Annotated in this window: 21 protein-coding genes; all 21 read right to left on the reverse strand. The window is 57.8% G+C overall.

The genetic code is table 11. The features are described 5' to 3' along the window. Window positions 1–174: 174 nt before the first annotated feature. The 21 genes from gabT to PAG01S_RS05455 all read right to left on the reverse strand — a co-directional run bounded on the left by gabT (window position 175) and on the right by PAG01S_RS05455 (window position 24,818). Complete coding sequence (gene gabT, locus PAG01S_RS05350) at window positions 175–1,491, reverse strand: 4-aminobutyrate--2-oxoglutarate transaminase (RefSeq protein WP_062757923.1); 1,317 nt, start codon at window positions 1,489–1,491, stop codon at window positions 175–177. A gap of 113 nt (window positions 1,492–1,604) precedes the next feature. Then, window positions 1,605–2,738, reverse strand: coding sequence for a M20 aminoacylase family protein (locus tag PAG01S_RS05355; RefSeq protein ID WP_062757925.1), 1,134 nt, complete (start codon window positions 2,736–2,738; stop codon window positions 1,605–1,607). Between the two features lies 1 nt (window position 2,739). Next, window positions 2,740–3,666, reverse strand: a complete 927-nt coding sequence (locus tag PAG01S_RS05360; protein WP_062757927.1) for a 2-hydroxyacid dehydrogenase — start codon at window positions 3,664–3,666, stop codon at window positions 2,740–2,742. Further along, complete coding sequence (locus PAG01S_RS05365; protein ID WP_062757929.1) at window positions 3,666–4,508, reverse strand: GNAT family N-acetyltransferase; 843 nt, start codon at window positions 4,506–4,508, stop codon at window positions 3,666–3,668. The genes PAG01S_RS05360 and PAG01S_RS05365 overlap by 1 nt, the downstream gene beginning before the upstream one ends. A gap of 11 nt (window positions 4,509–4,519) precedes the next feature. Then, window positions 4,520–5,851, reverse strand: coding sequence for an NAD(P)/FAD-dependent oxidoreductase (locus tag PAG01S_RS05370; RefSeq protein ID WP_010670909.1), 1,332 nt, complete (start codon window positions 5,849–5,851; stop codon window positions 4,520–4,522). Window positions 5,852–5,985: 134 nt separating this feature from the next. After that, entirely contained in the window at window positions 5,986–7,650 is a 1,665-nt protein-coding gene (locus PAG01S_RS05375; protein WP_062757930.1) for an ABC transporter ATP-binding protein, read from the reverse strand. Further along, window positions 7,647–8,498 carry an ABC transporter permease gene (locus tag PAG01S_RS05380; protein WP_031591097.1) on the reverse strand — a complete coding sequence of 284 codons (852 nt, stop codon included), beginning with the start codon at window positions 8,496–8,498 and terminating at the stop codon, window positions 7,647–7,649. The genes PAG01S_RS05375 and PAG01S_RS05380 overlap by 4 nt, the downstream gene beginning before the upstream one ends. Beyond that, complete coding sequence (locus PAG01S_RS05385; protein ID WP_010247875.1) at window positions 8,495–9,451, reverse strand: ABC transporter permease; 957 nt, start codon at window positions 9,449–9,451, stop codon at window positions 8,495–8,497. The genes PAG01S_RS05380 and PAG01S_RS05385 overlap by 4 nt, the downstream gene beginning before the upstream one ends. Before the next feature lie 27 nt (window positions 9,452–9,478). Continuing rightward, window positions 9,479–11,086, reverse strand: coding sequence for an ABC transporter substrate-binding protein (locus tag PAG01S_RS05390; protein ID WP_033778880.1), 1,608 nt, complete (start codon window positions 11,084–11,086; stop codon window positions 9,479–9,481). 82 nt (window positions 11,087–11,168) lie between these two features. Continuing rightward, window positions 11,169–12,446, reverse strand: a complete 1,278-nt coding sequence (locus PAG01S_RS05395) for an NAD(P)/FAD-dependent oxidoreductase (RefSeq protein ID WP_062757932.1) — start codon at window positions 12,444–12,446, stop codon at window positions 11,169–11,171. Between the two features lie 10 nt (window positions 12,447–12,456). Next, on the reverse strand, window positions 12,457–13,125 hold the full coding sequence (locus tag PAG01S_RS05400; protein ID WP_010247881.1) for a haloacid dehalogenase type II: 669 nt from the start codon (window positions 13,123–13,125) through the stop codon (window positions 12,457–12,459). Window positions 13,126–13,153: 28 nt separating this feature from the next. Continuing rightward, window positions 13,154–14,623 carry an aldehyde dehydrogenase family protein gene (locus PAG01S_RS05405; RefSeq protein WP_062757933.1) on the reverse strand — a complete coding sequence of 490 codons (1,470 nt, stop codon included), beginning with the start codon at window positions 14,621–14,623 and terminating at the stop codon, window positions 13,154–13,156. Between the two features lie 444 nt (window positions 14,624–15,067). After that, window positions 15,068–16,525 carry an NAD-dependent succinate-semialdehyde dehydrogenase gene (locus PAG01S_RS05415; RefSeq protein ID WP_033767702.1) on the reverse strand — a complete coding sequence of 486 codons (1,458 nt, stop codon included), beginning with the start codon at window positions 16,523–16,525 and terminating at the stop codon, window positions 15,068–15,070. A 160-nt stretch (window positions 16,526–16,685) separates the two neighbouring features. Beyond that, the gene (cbl, locus tag PAG01S_RS05420) at window positions 16,686–17,645 is read right to left on the reverse strand and encodes an HTH-type transcriptional regulator Cbl (RefSeq protein WP_010247887.1); all 960 of its coding nucleotides are present in this window, start codon (window positions 17,643–17,645) and stop codon (window positions 16,686–16,688) included. 186 nt (window positions 17,646–17,831) lie between these two features. Continuing rightward, the gene (locus PAG01S_RS05425; RefSeq protein ID WP_010670915.1) at window positions 17,832–18,284 is read right to left on the reverse strand and encodes a hypothetical protein; all 453 of its coding nucleotides are present in this window, start codon (window positions 18,282–18,284) and stop codon (window positions 17,832–17,834) included. Continuing rightward, complete coding sequence (locus PAG01S_RS05430; protein WP_010247892.1) at window positions 18,281–18,637, reverse strand: tlde1 domain-containing protein; 357 nt, start codon at window positions 18,635–18,637, stop codon at window positions 18,281–18,283. The genes PAG01S_RS05425 and PAG01S_RS05430 overlap by 4 nt, the downstream gene beginning before the upstream one ends. A 12-nt stretch (window positions 18,638–18,649) precedes the next feature. Further along, entirely contained in the window at window positions 18,650–19,141 is a 492-nt protein-coding gene (tssD, locus tag PAG01S_RS05435) for a type VI secretion system tube protein TssD (protein WP_062758075.1), read from the reverse strand. An 815-nt stretch (window positions 19,142–19,956) separates the two neighbouring features. Next, on the reverse strand, window positions 19,957–20,874 hold the full coding sequence (nac, locus tag PAG01S_RS05440) for a nitrogen assimilation transcriptional regulator NAC (RefSeq protein WP_010247899.1): 918 nt from the start codon (window positions 20,872–20,874) through the stop codon (window positions 19,957–19,959). A gap of 454 nt (window positions 20,875–21,328) precedes the next feature. Continuing rightward, complete coding sequence (locus PAG01S_RS05445; RefSeq protein WP_170933484.1) at window positions 21,329–22,354, reverse strand: ABC transporter permease; 1,026 nt, start codon at window positions 22,352–22,354, stop codon at window positions 21,329–21,331. Between the two features lie 23 nt (window positions 22,355–22,377). Beyond that, a complete protein-coding gene (locus PAG01S_RS05450) occupies window positions 22,378–23,862 on the reverse strand; it encodes a sugar ABC transporter ATP-binding protein (protein ID WP_010247905.1) in 1,485 nt (494 codons plus the stop codon). A 32-nt stretch (window positions 23,863–23,894) separates the two neighbouring features. Further along, window positions 23,895–24,818 (reverse strand): sugar ABC transporter substrate-binding protein, encoded by a 924-nt coding sequence (locus PAG01S_RS05455; RefSeq protein WP_010247907.1) that lies wholly within the window; start codon window positions 24,816–24,818, stop codon window positions 23,895–23,897. Window positions 24,819–25,158 lie beyond the last annotated feature (340 nt).

Raw genomic sequence — 25,158 nt, forward strand, 5'->3', positions numbered from 1 at the left:
TGACCAGGTTCAGACTGACAAATGAAATAGCCTGATGGGATAGACGCTTAATTAAATGTGCAGAACCTCCCGAAGGTATATCACGCTTTACCGTAAACGCGCCAGCGCTTCGCAGTGGTTATACCAGCGGGAGATTTTCAAATTACTTTAACAATATCAATGAGGAATCGCACTTTACCCCAACCGGCCTGTGGCGCGGGCCAGCGCAATATCGAAGATATGCAGCGCCTCTTCAAGCTGTGAGTCGGTGGTGACCAGCGGCGCCAGGAAACGGATGGTGTTGCGATGCAGGCCGCATTTGATCAGCAGCAATCCTTCCTGGCAGGCGCTGTCGAGGATCTTCTGGGTTAAGGCCGCATCCGGGCGACCGGTTTCGAAATCGAGGATCTCCACCGCCTGCATAAAGCCTACGCCGCGGACGTCACCGATGCAGGCATATTTATCCGCCAGTTGCCGCAGTCGTGCATTGAGTTGCTCACCAAGCTGGCAGGAGCGCTGCAACAGGTTTTCCTGCTCAAACAGATCCAGTACCGCCAGCGCCGCCGCACAGGCCAGTGCGTTGCCGCCATAAGTACCGCCTAACCCGCCGGGTGTGGGTGCATCCATGATCTCTGCACGCCCCACCACGCCGGAAATCGGCAGACCGCCGCCAAGGCTTTTCGCCAGCGTGACTAAATCGGGTTTAATACCCAGTTGCTGGAAGGCGAACATCGTGCCGGTACGCCCGAAGCCGGACTGGATTTCATCACAAATCAGCATAATACCGTGCTGGCTGGTGATGCGACGCAGCGCCTGCATAAATGCCGGGCCAGCGGGCAGGAAGCCGCCGTCGCCCTGAACCGGCTCAATGATAATTGCCGCTACCCGCTCCGGCAGGATCTGCACCGCAAACAGCTGATCCAGCGCTTTCAGGCAGTCCGCTTCAGTAATACCGTGCAGCGGGTTCGGGAAGGGCAGACGGTAAATATCGCCAGGGAACGGGCCAAAATTCTGTTTGTAAGGCGCGGACATGCCGGTCAGGGTGATACCCAGCAGGGTGCGGCCATGAAACGCACCATCAAAAGCGATAATGCCAGAGCGCTGGGTGTGTGAGCGGGCAATCTTCACCGCATTTTCCACCGCTTCGGCGCCGCTGGTAAAGAAGACGCTTTTGTACGCCTCATCGCCGCCGACCAGTTTGTTCAGCCGCTGCGCCAGCTCGATGTAGCCCGGATAGGCCACCACCTGAAAGCAGGCGTGAGAGACCAGGCCGAGCTGGCGGGTCACCGCATTGACCACCGCCGGGTGATTGTGGCCGACATTCAGCACCCCGATGCCGCCGACAAAGTCGAGATAGCGATTGCCCTCCACGTCCCACACTTCACTGCCTCTGGCGCGTTCGATCACCAGCGGATGGGCGGTAACTACGCCGCGCGGCACGTTCTGCTCGCGTGCATCCAGTAACAGGTTGTTATCGGAGTATGCTTGCTGCTCTGCCATGACATTCTGCATTTTAAACCCTCATCCACGTAACGTTCGGTTGGCTCAAGTATCGCAACCCGCTGGTTTGTCACGCTGCCGTAATTCCCCAGACAGCGGCATTTCCTGTCAAAATCCTGCGGCATTCAGCAGGGAAATTTCTCTGCCAGCGCCTGACGAATCAGCGTGACAAAAACGTTAACGCCATGCGGGATCAGCGCATCGTTGAAGTCGTAGGCGGCATGATGCAGCGGCTTGCAGGGTGCCGATCCCAGCCACAGATAGGCACCGGGCCGCGCCTGCAGCATAAAAGCGAAATCTTCTGAGGTAAGTGCGGGCTGGGGCGCGACCTCAGCCGTGATGCCCGCCTGCGTCAGCGCCTGCAGGCAAAACTGCGCTGCAGCAGCGCTATTCAGGGTCGCCGGGTAGTAGCGCAGATAGCTGACCTCTGCGTGCAAACCGTGGGCGGCGGTGATGTGCTCCGCCATCTGACGCAGTCGTGATTCAATCGTCGCCTGCGCTGCCGGGCTGAAAGTGCGCACCGTGCCGGTGATGTTCGCCTCCGCCGGGATCATGTTGTGCGAAAAGCCGCCCTGCATCCGGGTGACGGTGAGCAGCGCCGTTTCGCACGGATCCAGAGCGCGTGAGACCAGAGTATTCAGCTGCACCACCAGCTCGCTGGTCGCCAGCAGAGTATCGCGCGTCAGATGTGGCTGCGCGGCATGACCGCCTCCGCCCAGTACCCGGATATCAAAACGGTCAGCCGCTGCCATGATCGCGCCAGGGCGGGTCTGTACCTGGCCGAGCGGCAGTTCCGGCCAGTTGTGGATGGCGTAGACCGCCTCACAGGGAAAACGGCTGAACAGGCCATCGTCAATCATCGCCTTTGCGCCCGCAAGCCCCTCTTCGGCGGGCTGGAAGATAAAGCAGACGCTGCCATCAAAGCTGACGTCGCGCGCCAGTTTTTCTGCCGCTCCCAGCAGCATCACGGTGTGACCGTCGTGGCCGCAGGCGTGGCTCACCTGCTCCGCGCGGCTTTGCCACTCGGTGCCGCTTTGATCCTGCATCGGCAGCGCATCCATATCAGCCCGCAGGCCAATCATGCGTTCACTGCTGCCCTTTTTCAGTATCCCGACCACGCCGGTTTTACCGATGCCGCGATGCACCTCAATGCCCAGCTGTTGCAAAAAATTCGCCACGATGTCGCTGGTGCGCTGCTCCTGAAAGCCCGGTTCCGGATGCGCATGCAGGTCGCGGCGCAATGCCACCAGATGTTCCATCTTAATATCCTCGCGAACGGTCTATCTCACCATGCAGCGGCTCGCCACGCTGATAGCGCCGCAGGTTTTCCAGCAGTGCCGCAATGGCGCTCTCATTCTGCGTCTGGCTGGCAATGTGGGGTGTGAGCCAGATGGCGGGATGGTGCCAGAAGGGATGACCCGGCGGTAACGGCTCCGGGTCGGTCACATCGATCACGGCGGCACGGAGCTGACCGCTCTCCAGCGCCTGCAGCAGATCGTCCTGATTCAGCTGGGGGCCGCGCCCGGCCTGCACCAGCGCCGCACCCTGTGGCAACTGATTAAACAGGGTGCGGTTAAGCAAACCCTGTGTGGTGACGGTCAGCGGCAGCAGGCAGACCAGAATCTCGCTGTGCGCCAGAAACGCATCGAGCTGATCGTCACCGTGCCAGCAGCGGACGCCGGGAATCTGCCGCGGTGTGCGGCTCCAGCCAGCGCAGTCAAAGCCCAGCGCCACCAGCTGTTGCAATGCGGCCTGGCCCAGTTCGCCCAGCCCCATGACGCCTACCCGACGCTGCGCGGCAGGTAATGCCGCGTGTGCCAGCCACTGCTGCTGGCGTTGCTGATGAAAATAGCGCGGCATGTCGCGATGCAGGCCGAGCACCGCGAAGGTGACATACTCCACCATGCCCTGGGTCAGGCCTGGTTCGATCATTCTTATCACCGGCAGCTCGGGCGGTAGCGCGCCAAGGTCAAACTGATCGGCCCCCGCACCCACGGAGAACAGCAGTTTCAGCCGGGGGAAAAGCGCAGTGATGTCAGCCGGTGGCTGCCAGGCAACCAGCGCCTCAGCCTGCTCTGGATCGCCGGTCTCAGGCCAGATATGCAGATGAATGTCAGGCGCATGCGCTGCCAGCCAGCGCTGCCAGATGCGGCCACGTTCCGGCTCCGATTTATAGACGATATGCATCAGGCCATCGCCTGCGTCATCAGTCCAAACGCCTGCATACCCTGCGGCGTCCACGGCGTGCCGCGCACCATAGTCGCAGGCGCATCGACCTGAGGGATGCCGAGGCTCTGTAGCCAGGCGGCCATCGGCAGCGCGGCATCGGTGTCAATGCGGAGAAACTCCCCCTGCAGCGTCTGCATCAATGTGGCGACCAGTGCCTGCGCGACTGAAAAATCTGCCGCGATCACCGGGCCAATCGCCCAGCCGTGACCAAAGCGGCGCAGGCTGGCGAAACCCTGAATTTGCTGATGATCATCCTGCAACAGCACCGTCTGGCAGTCGCGCAGCAGGTGGTCGAACAGTGCCGGACGATGCATGCCGTGCGCCTGCTGATCCAGCGTCACCAGTGTGGCGTGATCGGCCTGTGTTGCCGGACGCAGCTGCAGTCCCGCTGGGATCACGACGTCTGGAAGGGTGGTCACTGCGCGGGTCTGGTGCTGGCGAATTTCACCGCAACTGACAAACCCGAGTTTTTCATACAAACCTTTGCCCATTTCGGTGGCGTGCAGACGCACATTACAGTCGGGTAATTTTTCCAGTTGCGCCAGCATCAGCTGTTTGCCCAGGCCACGCCCCTGCTGCTGGTTATCGACGATCACCAGCCCCAGCGTGGCGGCGCGCTCGCCCCAGCGCCAGAGCACCGCGCTCGCTATCAGCTTGCCCTGCTCTTCAATCACCGTACCCTCGCCCAGCTGCAGCGCCAGCTGCCAGTCTTCACGTCGATGGGGCCATTTCAGTGCCTGCGTTAAGGTGAAACAGGGGTCGAGATCGTCCGGCGTCATTGCGCGTATTTTCAGGCTCATTGCAGGTCTCCTTACATCATGCCTGGCGTTTCAAGTCCGCTGCCGTCAACCAGACGGCTGTAGCGATAAGGGGTGGGATCAACGACTGGCGTGGCTTCGGTCGCCAGATCGGCTGCCAGTCGTCCGGCACCCGGTCCGATACCGAAGCCGTGGGCGCTGTAGCCCGCCGAGAGCACCAGCCCCGGCAGTTTCGCCACGGTGGAGATCACCGGAATCGCATCCGGGGTGCTGTCAATCATGCCGCCCCACGACTGCGCCAGCCGCAGGTTCGCCAGCGCCGGGTATTCACGCCGCATCGCCGCCAGTCCCTCTTCCACGATCGTTGCATCGGCTGCCGGATCGAGAATGCGCATGCGCTCAAACGGCGACTCGCGGTCAAATGCCCAGCCACCCATCGCTTCCGGGCCGTTGAAGAAAGGCGACAGGCCAAGATTCAGGGTGAGATTCTTGCGGCGACTTTTAAAGGTCGGATAGAACTGGCGAGCATAGCGCAGCCCCTGCGCGCCAGGTTCCAGACGACCGCGACCCGAGACGGATACGGTGTAGCTGCCGTCCATCTGTGGCCGACAGGCAAAGCCTGGAGTGTAAAGCGGCATGGCGATCGCCTGCTCAATGGGCTGCGTGCGGAAGGCGGTGCCAATCACGTTGCCCAGCGGCAGATCGATACCGTGACGACGGCAAAACATGGAGGTCCAGGCCCCGGCGGCACAGATCACCCGGCTGGTTTTGATCAGGCCGCGCTCGGTCCAGACGCCGCTGACCCGACCGGCGGCGATATCCAGCCCGCGCACCGCGCATTGTTGAAACAGCAGCGCCCCTTTTTTCAGCGCGCCCGCCACCAGCCCCGGTGCGGCCAGCCGTGGTTCGGCGTGACCGTCGGTTGGCGCTGAGAGACCGCCCCGCCAGTTTGTGGTGCTGCCGGGCGTCATCGCTTTAGCCTGCTCCGCTGTGAGAATCGAACTGCGCACGCCATAGCCTTTTGCCATCTGGATCCACTTATCCCAGGCCGCGATGTCCGACTCTTCCTGCGTGGCGTAAACCAGCCCGCTGCGGCGGAAACCCAGCTCCTCGCCGGTTTCATCGTTAAGCTCACCCCAGCGTTGCAGCGCATAAATAATCAGCGGCAATTCACGTTCATCGCGGTTCTGCTGGCGACACCAGCCCCAGTTACGGCTCGACTGCTCCGCTCCTACCAGGCCTTTTTCGATTAGCACGACCTTCAGTCCCTGCTTCGCCAGCTCCCAGGTGGCGGCGGCTCCGGCGATACCGGCGCCAATCACCACTACATCGGCGGAATCGGGAAAATTCGCACTGTCCTGTACATAACGAATCGGTGCAGGCATAACAAGAATACCTCTGTTGTCAGTATCTGATTAGCGCAGAGCGATATCACCGCTGTGTGCTGACCCGTGCCGCCCGCGCATTACATCAGTGCTGTGCAGGCGGATTAATCAGGGTGCCCGTTGCTTCAGGCAACTCACTCTGCTTTTAAAATCTCTTCATGCTCATCCAGCCAGCCCTGACGCAGCTCCGGCACCGCGCGTTTCAGCCGCTCGAAATACAATTCGCTGGTCGGCTTGTCGTAGTCGCTGCGCGCCAGCTGGGTGACGATGCGACCGCTCTTCATCACCACGATTTCATCACACACCGCGCGTACCGCATGCATGTCGTGGCTGATGAAGATCACCGAGAGTCCCAGTTCGCGGCGCAGTTCGCTGATTAAGTCGAGGACGGCGGCGGCAACCACCGTATCCAGCGCCGAGGTCACTTCATCACACAGAATCAGATCCGGCTCAGCCGCCAGCGCGCGCGCCAGATTGACGCGCTGCTTCTGCCCGCCGGAGAGCGCCCAGGGACGCCGCCACAGCACGCTGCGCGGGAGCTGCACCAGATCCAGCAGCTGATAAAGCCGCTGCTGTCGGGCCGCACCGTTCAGACCGTGAAACAGCGTTAGCGGACGCGACAGGATGCGTTCAACGCTGTGAGCCGGGTTCAGCGCGGTGTCTGCCATCTGAAACACATACTGAATGCGGCGCAGCTCGTTGTCAGGCCGTTTTTGCATATCGCCCGCGATGTAGTGGCCGTTGAACAGAATATGGCCGTGGCTTGGAGCGTTGAGTCCGGCAATAGCGTGCGCCAGGGTGGTTTTACCTGAGCCTGACTCACCAATGATGCCAATCGCCTGCCCTTTCCACAGCCTGAGGTTGATATCCTCCAGAATGCGTATTTTCGGGTAGCCATCGCTGCCGCGCGGGCCATAACCTGCGCTGAGGTCGCGCACCTCAAGCAGCGGCTGAATATCGGCTGCAACCGGGCACCAGTTGCTGGGCCGCTCTTTCTGCCGCGCCGCCTCCATCAGTAAACGGGTGTACTCCGCCTGCGGCGCGCCGATCAGATGCGCGGTGCTGCCATACTCCGCCATTTTGCCGCGCAGCAGCACCAGTATCCGGTCTGCCATCTGCGCCACCACGGCTAAATCGTGACTGACGTAAATTGCCGTGACGCCGCGCTGCACCACCACGCGGCGAAACGCCTTCAGCACTTCCACCTGCGTGGTCACATCCAGCGCGGTAGTAGGTTCATCAAGGATTACCACGTCAGGATCGCCAATCAGCGCCATCGCCGTCATCAGACGCTGTAACTGACCGCCCGACACCTGGTGCGGGAAGCGGTCGCCAATGGTCTCGGGGTTGGGCAGCGCCAGTTCGCGGAACAGCTCAATCGCTTTGGCTTTTGCCGCTTTGCGGGTCAGGGTGCCGTGGATAACCACCGGCTCAATCACCTGGTCGAGGATCTTCATGCCCGGATTAAACGACGCTGCCGCGCTCTGGGCGATATAGGCGACTTTGTTGCCACGGAAAGCGCGCAACTGCCCCGGCGTCAGGCTGTTAACGTCGGTGCCGGCAACGTGAATGTTGCCGTCGGCGATGCGGCAGCCGCTGCGGGCGTAACCCATCAGCGCCATCGCGATCGTGGTTTTACCTGAGCCGGATTCGCCAATCAGCGCCAGCACTTCGCCCTTCTGCACGGTAAAGTGAATGTCGGAAACCAGGTCGATCTCTTCGCCGCGATCGGTCTGCGCAGTGACGCGCAGTTTATCCACCGAAATCACCGGCATCGCGGTATGTGGTGTCACGTTCATGCTCCCTCCTTCGCCAGCGTCATCGGACGCATCGCCTGCAGGCTGTCAATAAACAGGTTGGCACCAATGGTCAGGCTGGCAATCGCCAGCGCGGGCATCAGCACCGCAGGCGAGCCGTCAAACAGCCCCTGCATATTTTCACGCACCAGCGTGCCCCAGTCGGCGTAGGGCGGCTGAACACCCAGACCGAGGAAGCTCAGGCCGCTCAGCAGCAGCACGATGTAGACAAAGCGCAGACCAAAGTCAGTCAGCATCGGGTGCACCATGTTGGGCAGGATATCGTGAATGGCGATATACCAGCGGCTTTCCCCCCGCAGCCGTGACGCCCGGACGTAGTCCATGCTGCGCAGCGAGCTGGCCATGGCAAACGCGATACGGAATGCGCCCGGCCAGTAGGTGAAGACCGCCGTGAGGATCAGCATTGGCAGTGAGGAGCCAAATACCGCGACTATCATCAGGGACAGCACTTTACCCGGCAGTACCAGCAGCGCGTCGTTGACGCGGCCCAGTAACTCCTCCAGCCAGCGCCCCGCCACCGCTGCCAGCAGCGCCAGCAGCGTGCCGATCAGGCTGGCCAGCAGCGCCGCACTCAGCGCCAGACCAATAGAGAACTTCGCGCCGTAGAGAATGCGGCTCAGCATGTCGCGCCCAAGATAGTCGGTGCCCAGCAGGTTATCAGACGTCAGGCCGCCCATCAGCGGGCCGCCGCCGATGTCATCAATGCTGTGCGGGGCCAGCGGGGTGCCGAATACCGCCATCAGCAGCCAGAACAGCGACATTATCAGACCCAGCCGTCCCGACCAGGAGAGCGACTGTAAGAAACGCCAGGGCAACGAGAGAATATTCATGCGCTTCTCCATTTCGGGTTAAAGGCGATAGTCAGAATGTCTGCCGCCAGCAGCAGGACCAGGTAGCAGGCGGCGAACAGCATCACGCAGAGCTGCACCACCGGCAGGTCGCGATTACTGACCGCATCCACCAGCTGGCTGGCCAGACCGGGATAGCTGAAGATAGTTTCGATGATGATCACCCCGCCGAACAGATAGGAGAGGCTGAGTGAAATGGCATTGGCGATGGGGCCGACCGCGTTAGGCAGTGCGTGACGCAGCACCGCTCTCAGCGGTGAAACCCCTTTCAGCAGCGCCATCTCCAGATAAGGACTGTCGAGCTGGTTGATAATGGCTGCCCGCGTCATACGCGCCATCTGCGCCACCAGCACGCAGCAGAGCGTCAGCACCGGCAGCGCGTAGGCTTTGAGGTAACTCAGCAGGTCGCTATCCGGACTGCCGAACGACATCGCCGAGACCCAGTGCAGCTTGACGGCAAAAATCAGCACCGCCACCGTCGCTACCAGAAACTCCGGCACGGCAACCGTCGCCATGGTGCCGATGACCAGCGCCCGATCGAGTCGGGAACCGCGATTCATCGCCGCAATAATGCCGATAATCAGCGCCAGCGGCACGCAGATCAGCGTGGTGATACCCGCCAGTTCAAAGGTGGCGGGAATGCGCTGCGCCACCAGCTGCGAGACCGGCAAATGGCTGGCAAACGAGGTGCCAAAGTCGCCCTGCACCATGCCTGTCAGCCAGTGGAAGTAGCGCATCAGCAAAGGCTGATCGAGACCCAGTTGCTGCCGTAACGCCGCCACCGTTTCCGGCGTGGCGTTCTGGCCGAGGATCATCTGCGCTGCGTCGCCCGGCAGCAGGCTGGTGATGAAAAACACCACCGCCGAGACGATAAGCAAAGTCAGGATGCCGGCGCCAATTCGCCGGGCAATCAGGAACAGCATGTATCGGTTCATCGGCGCACTCCTTCCTCAAATAACGTATCAGGCACTCAGCCACGCAAACTCATGGAAGCGATAGCCCATCATCATGCCTGACGGCCAGGCCTCCACCCCTTTGACCTTTTTGTTGTAGCCATCTGTGGAGCTGATAAAGGTCGGGATAAGGGTGCCGCAGTGGTCATAAATCAACTTCTGCATGTCACCATACATCTGCTTGCGTTTCGCCTGATCGCGCTCACCGCGTGCCGCGACCACCAGCTGATCAAACTGAGGGTTTTTCCAGCCCGATTCGTTATTCGGTGCGGTAGAGAGATAAAACTGTGAGAAGAGCATGTCGAGCGTCGGACGCGGGTTTATCGAGCCATATCCCACCGGATCTTTCATCCAGTGCGAAGACCAGTAACCGTCATACGGCACACGTCGCACTTTGATGTTCAGCCCTGCCCCGCGCGCCATCTGCTGGATCATCTGACCGCCTTCATTTGCCCCTTCGATATTCGGCGTGGTGATAATCTCCACCGTGGAGCCGGCCATGCCCGCTTTTTTGATGTGGAACTTCGCTTTTTCAATGTCCAGCGCACGCGGTTTGAGATCGGCGTTATAGAGCGGATGCCACGGCGGCACCGGGGTGTCATTACTGACGTCGCCGTAACCCTGCAGCACCGTTTTCACCAGCATTTCACGTGGCTGCAGATATTTCATCGCCAGCACGAAATCTTCGTTGTTACCCGGCTTCACATCGGTGCGGATAATCAGGTTGGTGTACATGCCCGATTTACTCTCAAGCACGCCAAATTCGCTGCTGGCTTTGATGCGCTTGCAGTCGGCAGCGGTCAGCGTGGAGACCATCTGCAGATCGCCCGACATCAGGGCATTAACGCGCGCTGCGCCGTCGGTGACGCCAATCAGCTCTACCTCATCCAGATGCGGCAGACCAGGCTTGTAGTAGTTGGGATTTTTGGTGCCGATGGTGCGCACACCCGGCATAAAGGCTTTGCAGACAAACGGACCGGTGCCGATGCCTTTGCTGAAATCTTTGGTGCCGTCCGGCACGATCAGAAACGGCGGTGTCGCCAGCATATAAGGGACGTCGAAGTTAGCGCTGCTCAGCTCCAGTTGCACCTCATTATCATTGACCGCGCTGAAGGTTTTGAACTGATCGGCCAGCTTAAAGGCGATAGAGGCGATGGCCGGATCTTTGTGACGGCTGAGCGAGTAGATGACATCTTTGGCAGTCAGCGGTTTGCCATCATGGAAAGTGACCCCCTTACGCAGTTTGATATGCCAGGTAATGCCGTCGCTGGATTCCAGCGATTCGGCCAGCGCTGGCTGCGCCATCAGGTTTTTATCCAGCTCGGTCAGGCCGCTGTAGAACATAAACTGGCGGGTGTAATCCGCACTGTTGTTACTTTTGGCCGGATCAAGTGTATCGGTGGCCGAGGCATTCGACATCGCCGCCCGCAGTTTACCGCCCCTGACCGGCTTGTCGTCCGCCAGTGCCGCCCCTGAAAAAGTGATCAGGCCGCTGCTCATCACCGCACCGGCTGAGAGCATTTTCATCAGGCTGCGACGTGAAAGTGAGCCTTCGGTGATCATGCGCGTCAGTGCCGGATTTACCGCATCAGCGTCGTTATTATCAAATTTACTCATCTCTGTACCCTCAATAGTCAGGCGAACCGGGGATCATGTTCTGGCGGTGCTGATAACCTGGCGGTCAGCACCCGACGGGACGTTATGAAAGGCGATCCTTTGCTTTGTAATAGAGTCCTGCGAGCGGTAAAAACCATGGCTTGCCGTGATAACCGGGCAGCGCGGGCCATGTGTCGCGCTGCCAGGGATTTTCAGTGCGCTTTTCAGCCAGCAGACTGGCCATGACGTGTCCCATCCACACCGACATCTGGGTACCGTGACCGCTGTAGCCCAGTGAATAGAAGAGGCCATCCTGTTCACCCGCGTGCGGCAGACGATCGGCGGTCATGTCGACCATACCGCCCCAACAGTAATCCACCTGCGACTGGCCAAGCTGTGGCAGCATCTGCGTCATCGCCCGGCGCAGGATCTCGCCGCTACGCGAATCCGACGTCGGGTTGCTGACGGCAAACCGCGCCCGCCCGCCAAACACCAAACGGCGATCGGCCGTGGTACGGAAGTAGTTGCCGATATTCAGTGAGGTGACATAGGTGCGATCGTTTGGCAGCACCTGGCGCAGCAGCGCCGGGTCGAGCGCCTCCGTCACCACGATAAAGCTGCCAACCGGCACAATGCGGCGCTGAAACCAGGGAAAAGGGCCGACGTTGGAGCAGCCGGTCGCCATCAGCACTTTGTCCGCCAGAATGGTGCCCTGCGCGGTCTCTACCCGATGCTGATAACCCTTCAGGCGTTCTAACTTCGTCACGGCGTGGTGCGGGAAAATCTTCGCGCCGCTGCGGGCGGCGGCCTCAGCCAGCCCGACGCCGAACTTGCCCATGTGCATCTGACCGCCACGTTTCTGCAGCAGGCCGCCATGAAAGTCATCGCTGGCGATCTCGTCACGCACTGCCGTTTTGTCGAGCAGTTCGATCTCCGGGTCAACGGTGCGGCGCATCAGTTCATACGCTTCCTGCAGCCCGGCCACATGCGACGCTTTGCTGGCGAGCTTAAGTTTGCCGCACAGCCGGAAATCGCAGTCAATCGCTTCATCCTGGATCAGTTGCTGGACATAGCTCACCGCCTCATCAAATGCCCGGTAGAAGCGGCTGGCCTGCTCCAGACCCTGGCTCGCCACCAGCGAGGCGAAGTTCTGCGCCACACCGGTGTTGCAGTGGCCGCCGTTGCGCGCAGAGGCCTGGCTCATCACGTCGCCACTCTCCAGCAGCACCACGCTGATGCCGCTGCGCGCCAGGTTCAGGGCCGCCGAGATGCCGGTGAAACCACCGCCAATTACCACCACGTCCGCCCTTGCGGGCAGCGGTTCGCGTGCGGCCCCGGTAAAGGCCGGAGCGGTAGCCTGCCAGAACGATTCCAGTTTCATGGGGTGTTCCTCAGAGTCCGACGACGCCAGGCAGGCCGCCGATATCGTTGATTTCGGTGTACTGGTAATACGGATTCGCCGGTTCATGACCGCGATTGACCCAGACTTTGTTTTTGATGCCGAGATCGTGGGCAGTCATCAGGTCATAGCGGAAGCTGGAGGAGACGTGCAGGATCTCCTCCGGGCCGCAGCCGAGCTTATCCAGCATGTACTCGAAGCCCTTCATCTGTGGTTTGTAGGCTCCCGTCTCTTCTGCCGTGATAGCCATATAGATAGGTGCGCCCAGACGCGGTTCGTGATGCGGGATCAGGTCTTTCATCGAGTTGGTCAGCAGCACCAGCGGAAACTCCTTAGCCACCTTTGCCAGCCCGGCGGGCACGTCGGGATGCGGACCCCAGCTGGCGCAGTCGGTATAGATAAAGTCGCTGTCGGCTTTGTCCCAGCGGACGCCCCACTTTTTACAGGTGCGCTGCAGGGCATTACTCACCACGTCGTAATAGGGTTTCCACGCGCCGAGCACCTCATCCAGCCGGTAGCTGGAAAAGTCGGTGGTAAAGGCGTGCATTGCGTCCGGGTCGACGCGATCGCTGAAACAGCGCTGCGCAGCACCCGCCATATCGAAGCGAATCAGCGTGCCGTAACAGTCAAACGTGATGAATTTCGGTTTAAACAGTGCCATGTAACACCCTCGTCATTGTCAGTTGCGCTTAGAAATCGATGAGTACACTCTTCTGGCGCTGGCAGGCCTGAAACGCCTGGCGGCCTAAATCTTTACCAATGCCGGAGCCGAGAAAGCCACCGGTCGGAATGATGAAGTCGCCGGAACGCCCATAGCGGTTGATCCAGACGGTGCCCGCGTCAATGGCGCGCATTGCCCGCAGCGCGCGCGGCAGACTCAGGGTGTGAACACCGGCGCAGAGGCCATAGGTGTCATGGGCGGCCATCGCCAGTCCCTGCTCTTCATCATCAAACGTCTGCACCGTCAGCACCGGACCAAAAATCTCCTGCTGGACCGCCGGGTTATCCTGCGTCACGTGACTCAGCAGCGTGGGCTGCCAGAACCAGCCGTCGTCGGTGTCGGCAAAACGCCCACCGCCCACCAGCACTTCTGCGCCCTGCGCTTTTGCCGCCTCAATAACCGAGCAGACTTTGTTGCCCTGTCGTTCGTCGATCAGCGGTGCATAGCGGCTGTCCTCCTGCCAGGTCACGCCCGGTTTAACCTCCCGGCAGAGTTGAGCCAGCCGCTCAACCAGCGGATCGGCAATGTTGCGCTGCACAATAAGTCGGGTGCCCGCCACGCAGGCCTGACCGCCGTTGGCGGTGAAGCCGCGCAGAATCCGCTGGGCCAGCACCTCCAGGTCACCCGCGTCATCAAACACAAGTTGTGGACTTTTGCCGCCCAGTTCCAGCGTCACCGGTTTCATGCCGTGCTGGGCGGCATCGCTCATAATGCGTTGACCGGTCAGGGTCGAGCCGGTAAACGAGACTTTGCGCACCAGCGGATGTTTTACCAGCGCGCTGCCGGTCACCGCGCCACTGCCCTGTACAATGTTCAGCACGCCCGCCGGTAAGCCCGCCTGAATGGCCAGTTCGGCCATGCGCACGGTAGAAAACGGGGTCAGTTCAGAGGGTTTAAGCACCACCGCATTGCCCGCCGCCAGCGCCGGTCCACATTTCCACGACGCCATCGACAGCGGGAAATTCCACGGGGTAATCGCGGCGATAACGCCATAAGGTTCGGCAATCAGCATGCCCAGGCTGCTGTCGCGGGTGGGAAAGAGATCCCCGCTGTATTTGTCAGCGCATTCGGCATAGAAGCGAATCGCTTCGGCGGTAAAAGGAATTTCGTGCAGCACCACGTCATTGATCGGCCGGGTCGAGCCCAGCGCTTCCAGCTGTGCCAGCAGCGCGTCCTGCTCAATCAGATCGGCCCAGCGGCGCAGTACCCGTCCGCGTTCGCGCGGCGGACAACCGGACCAGCCGCTGCTTTTCAGCGCCTGATGCGCCACAGTCACGGCACGATCAACATCCTGCGGCGTGGCGTCCTGCAGCGTGGCATAGACCCTGCCATCGGAGGGACGTTTAACCTCAAAGGATGCGCCCTGGCTCTGGCAGTGCTGGCCGCCAATATAATGGCCAGCTGGAAGAGAAACTTTTTCCGGGTCGAAACTTAACATGGAAGAATTCCTTATTTGTTACACCCATCAGTTGCTGGTTTATTAGCGTTTAAAACTGCCGGTTTCTGCGCTGTTAATAAGCTAATGCAGAAAGTATGCCAGCCGGGCAAAAAATTAAAATGCGTTTAAAACAGTGCAAAAAAATTTTCTGCCGTATTGGCGGGGGATTTTTTGTGGAATTGCCGAACAATTAAACAGATGATTTACTTCACAAAATTTATGCGCCCTGCTGGTGCAACCTGCACGGAAATTGCACCAAAGCGGATATTTCGGGTCAGGCGGCTCAATCCGGTTCACATGACCCGCCGATTTAACGACCCGCTTCACATCCCTGATAAATTCTTTAATTTTTCAGAACAATTATTTGACGCCGGTAAGTTTTTACGGAGCCTCAGGCAAAAAAAGGCCAGCCGGATTATCCGGCTGGCCTTTTTTCATTTTTAGTTACAGACTGCCAATGTGAAATGTTTTCTGTTCCAGATATTCATCAATTCCGTAGCGGGAACCTTCCCGGCCAATACCGGAGAGTTTCACGCCGCCAAACGGCGCGACCTCCAGGGAAATGGCGCCGGTATTAAAGCCGACCATGCCAAACTCCAGCGCCTCCGCTACCCGCCATGCGCGCCGGATGTTCTCGGTAAAGAAATAGGCACCCAGGCCGTAGGGCGTGTCATTTGCCATCGCGATCGCCTCCTCTTCATCGTCGAAGATAAACAGCGGCGCGACCGGACCAAACGTCTCTTCATGGGCGATGCGCATGGTGGCGGTGACCTCACCGAGCACCGTGGGCTGCACAAAGGTCCCGTTGCCCTGGCTGATGCCGCCGGTCAGCAGCGTTGCACCCTGACTGAGCGCATCATCGATATGACCGTTCACTTTCTCCACCGCGCGGCTGTTGATCAAGGGACCAATAGTGCTGTCGGGCGCAAAACCATCCCCCACTTTCAGGGTGGCGACCGCCTCCAGCAACCGGGCGGTGAAACGCGGATAGATACTTCGCTGCACCAGGATGCGGTTAGCGCAGACGCAGGTTTGTCCTGCGTTGCGGAACTTGCTGAGCATGACCCCCGCGACGGCAATCTCAATATCGGCATCATCAAACACGATCAGCGGCGCGTTGCCACCCAGCTCCAGACTCAGGCGCTTGATGCTGTCGGCGCTCTGTTGCATCAGTAACTGTCCGATGCGGGTTGAACCGGTAAAGGAGATTTTACGTACCGTGCGGCTTTCAGTCAGCGTCGCGCCAATCTCCGTGGGCAGGCCGGTCAGCACCTGCAGCACGCCGGACGGGAAGCCCGCGCGCTCTGCCAGCACCGCCAGTGCCAGCGCCGACAGCGGCGTCAACTCAGAAGGTTTAACAATAATCGGGCATCCGGCGGCCAGCGCGGGCGCCACCTTGCGGGTGATCATCGCAATCGGGAAGTTCCACGGCGTGATCGCGGCGGCAACGCCTACCGGCTGTTTCAGCACCAGGATTCGCCGGTCCTCGCTGGGCGCGGGAATGGTGTCGCCATAGATGCGGCGTGCCTCTTCCGCGAACCATTTCACGAAGCTGGCTCCATAGAGCACTTCGCCTCTGGCTTCCGCCAGCGGTTTGCCCTGCTCGGCGGTCATGATAATCGCCAGGTCGTCAGCATGTTCAATAATCAGTTGATGCCACTTTTCCAGCAGCGCGGCACGGCTGGCATTGGTAGTTTTGCCCCAGCTGATGCGCACCGTTTCCGCATAAGCTATCGCCTGCCCGGTTTCTGCCCGACCCAGTGCCGGAATCGTCGCCAGGGTTTCGCCCGTGGCGGGATCGATAACCGGCAGCGTGGCGCCCTGATGCGCATCCTGCCAGCGTCCATTAAACAGCGCCTGCTGGCGCAGCAGATCGCTATCGTTAAGTTGTAGTCGCGACATATCATCCCCTTGTGGTCAGCTGATTCCACTTTATCGCGCCGGGTCAGCGCAGGATGTTGTTGTGCGGGGTGAGAAAGGTCGATAGGGGAGATTTTCGCAATGATTTGAAATTTTATGCCGTGCGGAAACAGGCGCGCATCCGGGTGGATGCGCCGTGTGCTTAAATCTGGAAGTCGATAACCGGTTCGTCGTCATTGCTGTAGGAGAGCGCCTGACGCTTGATCTCTTCCAGCGACAGGTTGGCGTTGCAGAGTTCCAGGAACTGCCAGACGTAGTTGCGTTGCAGCTGGCCGCGCTTGAGGCCGAGCCATACGGTGCTGGCATCGAACAGATGGGTGGCATCGAGGCGTACCAGCTCTTCACTCTCTTCAGTTTCACACGCCTGATCGGCCAGTATCCCCACGCCTAAACCGAGTTTGACGTAGGTTTTCACCACATCGGAGTCCTGAGCACTGAGCACGATATCTGGTTTTAAACCGGCCGTCTGAAACGCACGGTCAACCCGCGAACGTCCGGTGATACCCTGCCGGTAGGTGATCAGCGGATAGCGGCTGAGCGTGCTCAGTGAAACCGGCTGGTTCTGCACCAGTTCATGTCCTTTCGGCACCAGTAAGGCGTGATGCCAGCTGAACCAGGGGAACGCCGCCAGGCTGCTGTTGTTGACCAGTAATTCACTGGCGATGCCAATGTCCGCCTCACCCGCCAGCAGCATGGTGACAATTTCCTGCGGCGAACCCTGATTGAGTTCAAGCCGGACGTTAGGATAGAGCTGACGAAACGCTTTGATGACTTTCGGCAGGCTGTAACGCGCCTGAGTATGGGTAGTGGCTATGGTCAGGATGCCGCTGGTTTCATTGGTAAAGACATCGGCCAGACGTCGTACTTTGCCCGCTTCATCCAGGATACGCTCAGCGATGGTCAGCAGCGCTTTGCCCGGCTCGGTCATCCCCAGCAGGCGCTTGCCGCGACGGATAAAGATCTCAACCCCGAGTTCATCTTCCAGGTCACGAATATGCCGACTTACTCCCGACTGGGAGGTAAACAGCGTATTAGCGACTTCCGTTAAGTTAAACTCACAGCGGGCCGCCTCGCGGATGATTTTAAGCTGCTGGAAATTCACGGTATTTACCTCCCTTTACATAATCTGATTATCTGATGGTAAGAACTATTATTGATAACCGGAAATACTAAAAAATTCGGATTTATGACTTTAGGGAATAACGGGGTGGGTTTTGGGGGTGCAGAGAGGTTTGAGATGGGCGGCCGGACTTCAGAGTTTGACCTGAAACCCGGCCTGGGGGAGAGGCTATTTTACAGAAGGCGATAGATTACGCATTCTGGCGCTCTCTGCTTTCATCTCTTCATAGCTTGCTTCCAGGATCCACAGACAGGTCGCACCCTGGTCAGTTGCCAGTAGCGCCAGACGGGTTTGTTGATAAAAATCCTCTATAAAGGCTGTAGGTTGCTCAGCCGGAACGCTGCAGACAATGTCTGTACCTGCCATATGGGGCCAGGATCTGGCGTCAATAACCCGGAGCGTCTCCAGCACGCCCGGGGTATTCTTTGCTAACGCCGAGGCAAGGGCATCCTCCATCCGGGTTGCCTGCTGAACATCAGCCGTAGCTGCCAGTTGGGGCACTTTTGCAAGCCAGGCTTGCTCTCCTGACGCGATGCCCTTCAGCGAATTTTCCCAGTCGGATGTATTCGCTCCAGCCCAGACCGCGAAGGGCAGAAGGCCAATCAATATCAGATATTTCATCGGACCACCTCCAGCGTCCCGCCTTCACGCAGCACGCGTCGCCGGGTTGCAAGTGACATAATGATGCAGCCTTCTGAGGCGAAGCCCGCTGGCTTATTGACCCTTTCGCCATGAATGCGAAATGCCGAACGGCCAAAAGACTCTCCGGAAGTCTGCACCAGAATAATGGTCAGGGGTCCTTTTGATGTGGAGTGCCCTGCAATTCTGTACGTTCCCTGAGGAAGGGGCCCCATCCCTCTTACATGCTGGCGATCGGGATTATTTTTGTTAGTCAGACTACCTGAGTAGCCGGCCTCAATAAATTCACTGTTGTGGTATAAGTGACCCGTGCTTTGCTCATATGTCCATGTCATCGTTATATTCCTTTATGCTGTCACTCGATCATTCCAGCTGTCCGAGTGGACGATATTTCCGTCTGCATATCGCCAGGTAATTTTTTCGTAAATCAGCTCTACAGTTTCCAGATGATCCCGCGCCTCACCATAGCGGGATTTAACGTCATACATCATCGGGCCCACACAGATAACGGTTACGCCTTCCATCAAAGTATTGAAATATTCCACCTCCTGCCCCGCGTCATTTATCCGGTAAAATCTTATTTCCGCTGAGCAAAGCTTTTGACCTGAGGTCACAGCCCTGTAAAGGCAGGGACTGGACTTATCGATCTCTTTATCAAAACTGTAAGAAGCGTGTTCGTGGACAGCGGTTGTTTTACCCGTCACGTTGTCTGTGGAGAGCATGACGCCGTGATTCAGGCCGAGGACTTCAATAGCGCCTTCACGACCTGCCACGTCGACTGATCCGACAATAATGTTGTTACCGTCATCTTTAAGCCAGAGATAAGCTGGAATAGCCATCGTTTTAAACTCCATTTTAAAAAGAGAAAGCCAGCCTGTTTTCTGCTGACAGGCCCACTGCTTTCACAGCCTGATTAAACTATCTTCCGGCAAACATCAGATCAATTTTCATACAGCGTAAAATCAACCTGATTGAAGTTTTATTGTTTCAGATATAGAGATCGCGGAATAACCCGGTATCAGGGAAATAAAAACGTGCCCAAAAGCTATTCAGAATAATTTAAAAGTCGCATCAGCAATTCTTCACGCCAACATGGATTTATCATTCGTGCTATGAAGTTCACATTGTGTCGAAATGGAAAGATAGAACCTCTTCCTGTCCAGCCAGTAAACAGCTTTGTGCAGCAAATAAATACAGAAATTACAGACGAAGGTTTACCAGAGGCGTCCGGAGCGCTGAGGAACAACCGCAGGCAAGGATGAGCCGACAGGACGTCGGCGAAAGGGCGGTACGAGCCAGGGATGGCGAGTCCGGACGGTCCGTCGGCCGCAGGGCGTGACGAAGGCACCCCGCACAGCGGGGCGCGCAGGCAGCCGGACGCCGGGATTGTTAAGGGGCGGGCGTCCGCCCCTTGACGCGTCCGCCTGCTCAGGCAACCTGAAACTCCCGAACGCCTGGCGGGCGTAACCCGCTCAGTGCTAACGCGGGGCTAAGTGATCTAAAACTCCCATATGTTTGGCGGGCGTAAACCGCTCAGCGCTAACGCGCGGCTAAGTGACCTGAAACTCCCATACGCCTGGCGGGCGTAACCCGCTCAGTGCAAGCCCGCTGCAAAGCGAAACCGGCTGGTTGCCAGCCCGCTGCAAGCGACCTCTTAACTCACTAACATTAACTCCCGCTCCTCACTCAGCGGCTTATTCAGCAGCGACAGCAGAATGTTCTTCACTGCCTGCGCTGAAGGCGACAGCGGCAACCGGGCGGAGACGTTCAGTGACAGCGGCAGACTCAATGACGGGCTGTTGATGCGTGACATCCAGGCATCGGTGGAACCCACCAGCGAACGGGCGGCGGACTCAGGTAATACGGTCACGCCCATGCCGCTGGAAATGGCTGCGGTCAGGGTTGAAATCGATTCGATCTCACCGATGATGCGTGCACTTAGCCGACGCAGCGAAAAGGCCTCATCGACCCGCTTGCGCACTGCGCTGTAATCACGCGGTAAGAACAGACTCATCTGCGCCACATCGGCCAGATCGACGCTGGCTCCCGGGTAATCGGTGGCGCCTACCAGAAAGAGATCCTCTTTCATCAGCGGCATGCTGGTGATCCCGGCAGTGGGCGCGCGATCGTACAATACCGCCATATCCAGCTGACCGTTCATCACTTTCTCATTCAGCACGCTGCCGCTATTTTCGTGCAGGTAAACCAGCACTTCCGGAAATTGATCGCGCACGGTCTGCAACAGCGGCATGGTCAGCGATGAAGCCGCCGTGCCTGGGGCAAGCCCAATCGATACCTGTCCACTCAGCACCTGACCGGCGTTAATTACCGCAGTCTGGGCCTGCTCACACTGGCGCAGAATGGTGCGCGCATGACCATAGAGAATCTTACCCGCCTCAGTTGGCGTAACGCCGCGCTTGGTACGAATCAGCAACTGCTGATCCAGTTCATTTTCCAGCGTCGCGACCTGCTGACTGAGTGCAGGCTGGGCGATGTGCAACACTTCTGCTGCCTGCGTCAGACTGCCGATATCGACGATTTTCACAAAGTACTTCAGTCGTCTTAAATTCATCTTGCCTCCGTCACTCACCCCGAATAGCGAAATGGGTCTGATCCCATCGCCCTGATAACAGAGATTTTGCAAGATGCAGGCCAGGTTTAAAAAACTCAGGCCATCAGGCAGCCAGATTTTTCCTAACGGCCCGGAAAATAAGCGTTTCTGATTACCTCTTATGGGTTAATAAGGATCAGGAATGGCTGAGAAGAGAGAGTAAAGCCGTCAGGCGCACTGTGACAGTGCAGACGCTGCGAGTCAGACGTGCAGAAAAGTGATGACAGGTTGTACAGTTTGAGTGCAGTGGAAACGCATTGCACCTGATGAAGGCTTGCAGGGCCTGAACAGAGGCGTGAAAAACAGGGAGTGAATGTAACCGCTATCAGCAGGATTTCTTATCGCTGACGAATGCCGGATGATAAAAAGCAACCGTTGCCCTCTCCCGCATCCGGAAGAAGGCAACGGCTACTGATTAACGTTTTTTGCGGTTACGGTGCATGTCGATTGAGACCGCAGCCACAATAATCATCCCTTTGATGATGTCCTGAATGTACGCATCGACACCGACGAAGGTGAATCCGCTTTTAATCAGGCCAAGGATCACTGCGCCAATTAATGTACCGGTGATACGGCCTACGCCACCCATCAGGCTACTGCCACCGATAACCGCTGCGGCAATCGCATCCAGCTCGTACGACATCCCCATGCTCGACTGACCGCTGCTGACACGCGCCGCCAGTACTACACCCGCCAGGCCAGATAGCGCGCCTGCAATGGTGTAGACGATAATCAGATACTTATTAACGTTGATACCGGAGACTTTCGCCGAGGTCATGTTGCCGCCGATGGCGTAAACATATTTGCCGTAGCGGGTATGCTTCAGGGCGATGTGGAACAGCAGCGCCACCACCAGGAAAATCACTACCGGCATGGCACCCTGTCCGATTGAGGTAAAGCCATCGGAAAGGAAGCTGATCGGATTGCCCTGGGTGTAATACTGCGCCAGACCGCGTGCCGACACCATCATGCCCAGCGTAGCAATGAAGGGCGGAATACCGGTGCGGGTGATCAGCACACCATTGACCACACCCGCCAGCAAACCGACGCCGATACCGGCCGCAATAGGGATCACCGCAGGCATATTCACCAGCGACGGATACATTGGCGACAGGCTGTCAGAGGTCTGCGCCAGGCTCGCGGCCACCACCGCCGCCAGGGCGATAACGGACCCGGAGGAGAGATCGATACCGGTGGTGATGATGACCTGGGTCACGCCGACGGCGATAATCCCGATAATCGCCACCTGCAATACAATCAGGATCAGACGGTTGGTGTTGAGCAGGAAAGACTGGTCACGCACGTACCAGCCGAACATTTCAAAAATTAACGCAATCCCCACCATCACCACGAAAATGCCGGTATCTTTCGGCAATTTATGACGCAGGCTGGCAAAAAAAGAGGGTTGCTGCGGGGCTGCCGGGGTGGCAGTAGCTTTCATATTGCTCATAGTGGTCTCGCGCCTCACTCGGATGCCAACGACAGAATGGTTTCCTGATCGGCTTCTTCTTTATCGAGGATGCCGGTTATACGCCCGCCGTGCATGACCATTACCCGGTCGCTCATGCCAAGAATTTCCGGCAGTTCAGAGGAGACCATGATGATAGCCACGCCACGATTGGCAAGTTCACTGATTAAGCGGTAAATCTCCGCTTTCGCGCCGACGTCAATGCCGCGCGTCGGTTCGTCCAGAATCAGAATCTTCGGTTGCGCCAGCAGCCAGCGGGCAATCAGGACTTTCTGCTGATTACCGCCGCTGAGGTTATTGATGATTTGATCCATGGTCGGCGTTTTGATGTTGAGACGACGGATTTGATCCATGCAGTCCTGCGCCATCTTCACATGGCTGACAAACCCGCTTTTACCGCTGTACTCCGGCATGTTAACGATGCTCATGTTCTCCATTACCGATAGCACCAGAAACAGGCCGGACTTTTTACGGTCCTCGGTGAGGAACGCCATGCCCTTTTCAATCGCGGTTGAGGGTGAGTCGATCGTCACCGGCACGCCATCAATCAGGATCTCGCCGCTGTCGAAGCTCTCCATGCCGAACAGGCTCTCCATCACCTCGCTGCGACCCGCACCCACCAGTCCGGCGACGCCGAGGATCTCCCCCCGGCGCACACTGAAACTGACGTCGGTGAAACGATCTTTGCAGGTGAGATTACGCACCGTCAGCACCTCTTCACCAATTGCGCTGTTGAATTTCGGGAACAGCTGGGTCAGTTCGCGTCCCACCATCTGGGTAATCAGCGACTGGCGGGTATATTTCGACGTCTGATCGCTGGCGATCCAACTGCCGTCACGGAAGATACTGACTTCGTCGGTGATGGTGAAAATTTCATCCATCTTATGGCTGATGTAGATGATCGCTTTGCCCTGCTCCCGCAGGTCACGAATGATGGTAAACAGATGCGCCACTTCGGTTTCTGTCAGCGCGGAGGTGGGCTCATCCATGATCACGATGTCTGAATCCCATGAAACTGCTTTGGCAATCTCAACCATCTGCTGCGACGCGATGCTCAGCTCGCCCACCATCCGATCGGCTTTCAGGCGGATATTCAGGCGGTTGAGCAGTTCCTGCGTCATCTGATTAAGTCGGGCGTGATCGACAAAGCCAAATCTCATCGGCTCGCGACCCAGCCAGATATTCTCGGCGACGGTCATGTAAGGCACCAGGTTGAGTTCCTGGTGGATCATTGAAATGCCGGAACGCAACGCGTCCATGGTGTCCTGAAACTGCACCGGCTCCCCTTTAATTTTGATGGTGCCCTGATCGGGACGATACATCCCGATCAGGCACTTCATTAAAGTGGATTTGCCCGCGCCATTTTCGCCCATCAAGGCATGTACCGTTCCCGGACGCACCCGCAACGAGACGTTGTCGAGGGCTTTAACGCCGGGGAAGAACTTGCTGATGCCTTCGGCTTCAAGCGCAAAAGCGTTCATACATCACCTCCGTACAGCTGGGTCGGGAACGACTATTTCAGGTTACGCTTGGTAAACTGTTCCATGTTTTCTTTAGTAATCAACTGGTAGGGGATATTGATGACTTTCTGAACTTTCTCGCCATTCACCAGTTTGATTGCCGTCTGCACCGCACCTTCACCCTGGCCCTGCGCATCCTGGAATACCGTGGCGACCATCTTGCCCTGCTTCAGCATTTGCAGCGCATCGGGTGTGCCATCGACGCCAGCGATCAGGATTTTGTCCGGATTTTTACCCAGTGCCTGCAGCGCACCGATCGCCATTTCATCGTTGTTAGAAGCGATGGCATTGATCTCATCACCGGCAGTCATCCAGTTACTGACTACGTCTACCGCATCGTTACGGGTAAATTTGGCGGTCTGTTTCTGAACAATTTTGATGCCAGGGAATTTAGCCGCAACCTCTTCCACACCTTTGGTACGGTCACGGGTCGCTTCATTCGCCAGGTCACCCATCAGGATGGCAACATTGCCTTTGCCGTTCATCGCTTTAGCCAGCGCTTCCATCTGTAAGCGTCCGGCCAGTTCCGAATCGGACCCGACGTAGGCCATTTTGCCGGTCAGCTCAGCCTGTGGACGGCGGTTGACAAAGATCAGCGGGATACCCGCTTTGCTCGCCTGGTCCATAATCGGTTTCACCGCATTGGTATCGACCGGGTTGACGATCAGGGCATCAACACCCTGACCGATAAAGTTCTGAACCTGCTGCAGCTGCTGTGAAACGTCGCCTTTTGCATCCTCAACCTGCCCTTTAACGCCATCTTTCTGCATCTCTTTCTGCATTGAGGTACGCAGAATGGTGAGGAAGTTGTCATCAAACAGCGCCATGGAGACACCAACTGAGATATCTTTTGCCATAACCGCGGCAGGTAACATGCAGGCTAACAGTGAGGCGACAATCGTTTTTTTAATGTTCATAGGGACCCTTCTTATTTGTTAACTTGCTCAGCGGCTGTGACCGCGAATGAAAAATATCTTTTACATTCACCCAGCCTGTCTGGCGTCTGTTTCGGGAAATTTGAGGTAAGACTTCAGGTTCTGACTATTTTTGTGATCGACCACTCCTTTTCACAATCACTTGATCTGCAAACAGTTAACTTCAAAATAGCGTTTCACTTTCAGACGATAATGACGACCGTGATGATAAGCAGTTTATTTATTCCATATAATCACGTTTTGAAATTTTTATCATAAAAGCACTGAAACGGTTGTTTTAACATCGGCAAACAACAAAACTTTGACATGCCTCTAACATCTG

Origin of the sequence: Pantoea agglomerans NBRC 102470 (assembly GCF_001598475.1) — a bacterium.
Taxonomy (GTDB): Bacteria; Pseudomonadota; Gammaproteobacteria; order Enterobacterales; family Enterobacteriaceae; genus Pantoea; species Pantoea agglomerans.

Coding starts and splice junctions, on each gene's coding strand:
- gabT (WP_062757923.1), bottom strand. CDS start 1,491: ATGCAGAATGTCATGGCAGAGCAGCAAGCATACTCCGATAACAACCTG.
- PAG01S_RS05355 (WP_062757925.1), bottom strand. CDS start 2,738: ATGGAACATCTGGTGGCATTGCGCCGCGACCTGCATGCGCATCCGGAA.
- PAG01S_RS05360 (WP_062757927.1), bottom strand. CDS start 3,666: ATGCATATCGTCTATAAATCGGAGCCGGAACGTGGCCGCATCTGGCAG.
- PAG01S_RS05365 (WP_062757929.1), bottom strand. CDS start 4,508: ATGAGCCTGAAAATACGCGCAATGACGCCGGACGATCTCGACCCCTGT.
- PAG01S_RS05370 (WP_010670909.1), bottom strand. CDS start 5,851: ATGCCTGCACCGATTCGTTATGTACAGGACAGTGCGAATTTTCCCGAT.
- PAG01S_RS05375 (WP_062757930.1), bottom strand. CDS start 7,650: ATGAACGTGACACCACATACCGCGATGCCGGTGATTTCGGTGGATAAA.
- PAG01S_RS05380 (WP_031591097.1), bottom strand. CDS start 8,498: ATGAATATTCTCTCGTTGCCCTGGCGTTTCTTACAGTCGCTCTCCTGG.
- PAG01S_RS05385 (WP_010247875.1), bottom strand. CDS start 9,451: ATGAACCGATACATGCTGTTCCTGATTGCCCGGCGAATTGGCGCCGGC.
- PAG01S_RS05390 (WP_033778880.1), bottom strand. CDS start 11,086: ATGAGTAAATTTGATAATAACGACGCTGATGCGGTAAATCCGGCACTG.
- PAG01S_RS05395 (WP_062757932.1), bottom strand. CDS start 12,446: ATGAAACTGGAATCGTTCTGGCAGGCTACCGCTCCGGCCTTTACCGGG.
- PAG01S_RS05400 (WP_010247881.1), bottom strand. CDS start 13,125: ATGGCACTGTTTAAACCGAAATTCATCACGTTTGACTGTTACGGCACG.
- PAG01S_RS05405 (WP_062757933.1), bottom strand. CDS start 14,623: ATGTTAAGTTTCGACCCGGAAAAAGTTTCTCTTCCAGCTGGCCATTAT.
- PAG01S_RS05415 (WP_033767702.1), bottom strand. CDS start 16,525: ATGTCGCGACTACAACTTAACGATAGCGATCTGCTGCGCCAGCAGGCG.
- PAG01S_RS05425 (WP_010670915.1), bottom strand. CDS start 18,284: ATGAAATATCTGATATTGATTGGCCTTCTGCCCTTCGCGGTCTGGGCT.
- PAG01S_RS05430 (WP_010247892.1), bottom strand. CDS start 18,637: ATGACATGGACATATGAGCAAAGCACGGGTCACTTATACCACAACAGT.
- tssD (WP_062758075.1), bottom strand. CDS start 19,141: ATGGCTATTCCAGCTTATCTCTGGCTTAAAGATGACGGTAACAACATT.
- nac (WP_010247899.1), bottom strand. CDS start 20,874: ATGAATTTAAGACGACTGAAGTACTTTGTGAAAATCGTCGATATCGGC.
- PAG01S_RS05445 (WP_170933484.1), bottom strand. CDS start 22,354: ATGAAAGCTACTGCCACCCCGGCAGCCCCGCAGCAACCCTCTTTTTTT.
- PAG01S_RS05450 (WP_010247905.1), bottom strand. CDS start 23,862: ATGAACGCTTTTGCGCTTGAAGCCGAAGGCATCAGCAAGTTCTTCCCC.
- PAG01S_RS05455 (WP_010247907.1), bottom strand. CDS start 24,818: ATGAACATTAAAAAAACGATTGTCGCCTCACTGTTAGCCTGCATGTTA.